Annotated in this window: 5 protein-coding genes; 2 read left to right on the top strand and 3 right to left on the bottom strand. The window is 58.7% G+C overall.

The features are described from left to right. Window positions 1–153 precede the first annotated feature (153 nt). Together ACIQ3A_RS13915 and ACIQ3A_RS13920 are read right to left on the bottom strand one after the other, a co-directional pair. Entirely contained in the window at window positions 154–1092 is a 939-nt protein-coding gene (locus ACIQ3A_RS13915) for an ion transporter (protein WP_396432320.1), read from the bottom strand. A 34-nt stretch (window positions 1093–1126) separates the two neighbouring features. Next, window positions 1127–2641: an acetyl-CoA hydrolase/transferase family protein gene (locus ACIQ3A_RS13920; RefSeq protein WP_396432321.1), complete on the bottom strand. Its 1515-nt coding sequence runs from the start codon at window positions 2639–2641 to the stop codon at window positions 1127–1129. A gap of 168 nt (window positions 2642–2809) precedes the next feature. Here ACIQ3A_RS13920 and ACIQ3A_RS13925 point away from each other — a divergent pair, with 168 nt between their 5' ends. Continuing rightward, a complete protein-coding gene (locus tag ACIQ3A_RS13925; RefSeq protein WP_396432322.1) occupies window positions 2810–3694 on the top strand; it encodes an MBL fold metallo-hydrolase in 885 nt (294 codons plus the stop codon). Between the two features lie 107 nt (window positions 3695–3801). On the opposite strand, the gene ACIQ3A_RS13930 is transcribed toward ACIQ3A_RS13925, so the two are convergent. Beyond that, window positions 3802–4140, bottom strand: a complete 339-nt coding sequence (locus ACIQ3A_RS13930; protein ID WP_396432323.1) for an ArsR/SmtB family transcription factor — start codon at window positions 4138–4140, stop codon at window positions 3802–3804. A gap of 131 nt (window positions 4141–4271) precedes the next feature. Between ACIQ3A_RS13930 and ACIQ3A_RS13935 the strand changes: the two genes are divergently transcribed. Further along, window positions 4272–4724: efflux RND transporter periplasmic adaptor subunit (locus ACIQ3A_RS13935; protein WP_396432324.1), on the top strand; the 453-nt coding region annotated here is incomplete at its 3' end.

Consider the following 4724-nt stretch of genomic DNA (forward strand, 5'->3'; position numbering starts at 1 on the left):
GCGACGAGCGACTGGGGGAGGCGGCTTTGCCATCGCTGGCCTTGGTGCTGGTGGGTTTGATCCCGGTGATCTTGCTCAGCCGGACCTTGCGTCAACCGGCATCCTGAACGCCTGCCGTGGTGGCAGGGTGCAGCCAACAAAGCGGGTGCGAATTCAGTCCGACTTTTTGTTGTACAGCGATTGCTCTTCGATGATCTGTCGGACGATGGCCTGAGCATGGTCTTCGGTGAGGCTGAATTCACGGCGCAAGTGTTCGATGGTTCGCCGTTGCTGGGCGCGTACGTGCCCGTCTTTGAGGACTTCTTCCACCTCGGTGGTGAATTCAATTTCTTGAGTCCGCACGCGCGTGGCAAACGCCGAAGCCACAATGCCGGTCAGCAAGGCCACCGTGAAAACCCCCGACAGCGCGGTGATGGCCCCGATCACTTTTCCCCAGACCGATATCGGCGTGACATCGCCGTAGCCCACGGTGGTGATGGTGATGATGGACCACCACATGGCATCCGGTATGGTGCCGAATTTGTCGGGCTGCAAGTCGTGCTCGGCAAAATACATCAGGCATGAGGTGATGAGGATCGACAAAGCCAGCAGGTAAAGCGCTGAGATGAAGGCGTCTCTTTCTGCGTAAATGGAGGCAATCAGGTCCTCCAGCGCCGTGGAGTAATGCGACAACTTCAAAATGCGCATGACCCGGATGACACGCAAAAAGCGCAAATCCAGTCCTGGCACCAAGGACTGCAAAAAGAAGGGCAAGATCGCCAGCAAGTCCACCAAGCCGTGAAAGCTCAACATGTAGCCCAGGCGGCGGCGATTTGCGCTGGCCTGTGCGGGTCTTTTCATTTCTGCAGCCGTCCAGATCCGCAGCAGGTACTCCACACTGAAAAACAACACCGAAAAGGCGTCAAACAGTGCCAAAGCCTGGCCGTATTGCCGCTCGATCGAAGGCACTGATTCCAGCACCACGGCCACGATGTTGAACAAGACCACCAAGGTCAGCACCCATGAAAAAACCCAGGCGGTTTTCTTGTCTTTGTGGCTTTTGAGTTCGAGGATCAGGAACAGCCGGTGTCGGAGTGGATGGTGTGCATTCATGGCCACATCTTAGACAGGACTGGCGGGTCAGCTTTTACATTTTCCCGGTCTTGAGGTAGCGGCTGTGCCAGCTCAGCGACTCGTCCAGCAGGTGCGGCGTGTGCTTGCCCGCACCGCCGTACCAGGCTCGTTCCATGTAGTCCAGCAATTGCGGGCGAAACGAAGGGTGAGCGCAACGCGCCACGATTTGCCTGGCCCGTTGCGTCGGAGCCAAGCCGCGCAGGTCGGCCAGGCCCTGCTCGGTCACGATGACCTGCACATCGTGCTCGGTGTGGTCGTGGTGCGACACCATGGGCACGATGCAAGAAATCGTGCCGCCCTTGGCCACCGAGGGGCTCATGAAAAAAGACAGGTAGGCATTGCGCGCAAAGTCGCCCGATCCGCCGATGCCGTTCATGATGCTGGAGCCCATGATGTGGGTGGAATTGATGTTGCCGTAAATGTCGGCTTCGATCATGGCGTTCATGGCGATCACGCCGAGGCGTCGAACCAGCTCCGGGTGGTTGCTGATCTCTTGCGGGCGCAGCAAAATTCGCTGCCGATAAAAATCAATGTTGCCGTTGAACTCGGCCGCAGCCTCCGGGCTGAGCGACAAGGCAGTGGCCGATGCAAAAGCCAGCTTGCCCGAACGCAGCATCTCCAGCATGCCGTCTTGCAAAACTTCGGTGTACGCGCTCAGGTTTTCAAACGGGCCTTGGTTGAGTCCGGCCAGCACCGCGTTGGCGGTATTGCCCACGCCCGATTGGAGCGGTAACAATGATTTGGGCAGTCGGCCGGCTTTCACTTCGTGCATCAAAAAGTCCACGATGTGCGCGGCGATTTTGGACGACACCTCGCTGGGTGCTTCAAATGCCGAATTTCGGTCAGGCTGGTCGGTGACCACTACGGCGATCACTTTGGCGGGGTCGCACTGGAGGTAAGGCTCTCCGATGCGGTCACTGGCCCTGACCAGCGGGATGGGCAGGCGGTGCGGCGGCAAATGTGTGCCTTCGTAGATGTCGTGCATGCCCTCCAGCGCCGGGTTCTGGTGCAGGTTGACTTCCAGAATGATCTTGTCGGCCTGGTCCAGCCAGGTCTTGTTGTTGCCCACCGAGGTGGAAGGAATCAATCGGCCATCGGGCAAGATGCCCACCACCTCGACTACGGCCACATCCAGTTTGCCCAGAAAGCCAAACCAGGCCGCTTGTGCCACATGCGACAGGTGCATGTCGGTGTAGAGCATTTGCCCGGCGTTGATCAGCTTGCGGCAGGTGGGGTCTGACTGGTAGGGCAGCCGCATCTCGATGCCCTGTGCCTGGGCCAGCGCACCGTCCAGCTCCGGAGCGGTGGAGGCGCCGGTCCACAAACCAATGCGCGCATCCGTTTGACCGACTGCATGCAGGGCGGCCAGCCTGGCGGCCAGCGCTTGTGGCACCGCTTTGGGGTAACCAGCCCCGGTGAAACCGCTCATGCCCACGTTGGTGCCGACCGGAATCAAGGCGGCGGCCTGTTCGGCGGTCATGACCATGGCATGCAATGTGGCGTTCTGGATGCGGGCGGCGAGTGGCATGGGGCAGTTTTCAGGCGGAAAACCTGCCAATATGCCCCGCTGCATCGGTCTTGTCTTTGCGCCAGAACATCCCGGGGCATTATTTTCCACCGATCGAATCCATCAGCGTTTTCCAATATATTGGGGTCCAGTTCACGCCAGTTCAATGCATTCACAAGGACGGTTTTTATGCACAAGCCCGACCCGACAGCTGTCAAACCCTTGGTCCACGGCATTTTTGACCCCAGCACCTGGACGGTGACCTATGTGGTCCATGCCCAAGACAGCCATGCCTGCGCCATCATCGATTCGGTGCTCGACTACGACCCCAAGTCGGGCCGCACCAGTACGTCCTCTGCAGACAAAGTGGTGGACTATGTGCTGGACCACGGCCTGCAGGTGGCCTGGATTTTGGAAACCCACGCCCACGCCGACCACCTGAGCGCTGCCCCCTACCTGAAAGCCCGATTGGGTGGCAAAACGGCGATTGGCGCCAACATCACGGCGGTGCAAAAAGTCTTCAAGGGCATCTTCAATCTGGAGCCAGACTTTGCGCTCGATGGCCGCCAGTTTGACCATTTGATCGCCGATGGTGAAAGTCTGGATTTGGGCAGCTTGCGCATCCAGACCTTGTCAGTGCCTGGCCATACCCCGGCTTGCATGGCCTACCAGGTCGGGGACGCGGTCTTTGTGGGCGACACCTTGTTCATGCCCGATGTCGGCTCGGCACGTTGTGATTTTCCGGGCGGCGATGCGGCAAGCCTGTATGCCTCGGTGCACAAAATTTTGAGTCTGCCGCCCGAAACGCGCTTGTACATGTGCCACGACTACCCGCCCGAGGGCCGCCCTGTTCAATTTGAGAGCACGGTCGCTGAGCAGCGCAGCGCCAATATCCACCTGAAAGACGGTATCAGCGAGGCAGACTTTGTGCGCATGCGCACCACCCGGGATGCGACTTTGGCCATGCCGGTACTGATCTTGCCGGCAGTGCAGATCAATATCCGGGCAGGCGAGCTGCCACCGCCTGAGGCCAATGGCGTGGCTTATGTGAAGATTCCCCTGAACGTACTTTGAGCACACCCGGCAGCGGCTTGCTGAAAACAACGACAACCCAACACGACCCAAGGTCAGGTGGTTCAGCGCACCGACCCGCCAGCCCCGTCAATTTAGGCTGGAATGCGTCAGGACAGTGATGTGAACGCAGCGCGGCGTTCGGCGGTCTTTTCCATCTGACGGGCGATGTTGCCGCAGACCAGGTCGCACAGCTCAAAGATCGATGGATCTGCGATCCGGTAGTAGGCACTGGTGCCGCGGCTTTGCCGCTCGACCAGCCCGTGCTGGGTCATCAAGGCCAGGTGCCGAGACACGTTGGCCGCTGTGAAGCCGCACATCTGGGCCAGTTCGCCCACATTGCGTTCGCCAGATCGCAGGATGTTGAGAATTTGCAACCGCGTGGGCTCAGCCAGTGCCTGGAAATAGGAAGCGACCTCTGCCAATGCGTCATCGGGTAATTGCTTCATAAGCGTGCTGTCCTTGGGGTTTGGGTTGGCATTCAGAAAATGGGTTTCAGCCAATGGCGTGAATTTATTGTATCATTCGTTAATCAATCAGTTAAATAAGCAAATAACGAAGTTAGGTAAGAAAAATGACAATGCGAAGATCCCTGCTGGCCCTGGCCACTTTGGCATCATTTTCAATCCATTCATTTGCCGTGGCTGCTGATGTGGCACCTTTGAAGGTGATCACGGTGCAGCTTGGGGGCATGGCTCAGGGAGAAAGCAGCCTAGACGCCGTGGTGGAGGCTGTGCGCCAAACCACCTTGTCCACCCAAGTGGCGGGCGCGGTGGTGGCCTTGCATGTGAAAGCGGGTGATCGCGTCAAGTCAGGGCAAGAACTCTTGCGCATTGACGCCCGCGCGGCACAACAAAACGTGGTCGGCTCCAGCGCACAGGTCGATGCAGCGCAAGCCAACCTGGTGGTGGCCAGCAAGGAGTTGGAGCGTCAAAAGCAATTGCTGCAAAAGCAATACATCAGCCAGGCCGCATTTGATCGCGCACAAGCCCAATGGGATGCGGCCAAGTCGCAGGTGAAGGCTTTGCAAGCG

It is taken from the genome of Limnohabitans sp., from assembly GCF_044361985.1.
Classification (GTDB): Bacteria; Pseudomonadota; Gammaproteobacteria; order Burkholderiales; family Burkholderiaceae_C; genus Limnohabitans_A.

What these genes read in the sequence shown, in the direction of transcription:
- ACIQ3A_RS13915 (WP_396432320.1), bottom strand. Translation starts at nt 1,092, where the DNA reads ATGAATGCACACCATCCACTCCGACACCGGCTGTTCCTGATCCTCGAA.
- ACIQ3A_RS13920 (WP_396432321.1), bottom strand. Translation starts at nt 2,641, where the DNA reads ATGCCACTCGCCGCCCGCATCCAGAACGCCACATTGCATGCCATGGTC.
- ACIQ3A_RS13925 (WP_396432322.1), top strand. Translation starts at nt 2,810, where the DNA reads ATGCACAAGCCCGACCCGACAGCTGTCAAACCCTTGGTCCACGGCATT.
- ACIQ3A_RS13930 (WP_396432323.1), bottom strand. Translation starts at nt 4,140, where the DNA reads ATGAAGCAATTACCCGATGACGCATTGGCAGAGGTCGCTTCCTATTTC.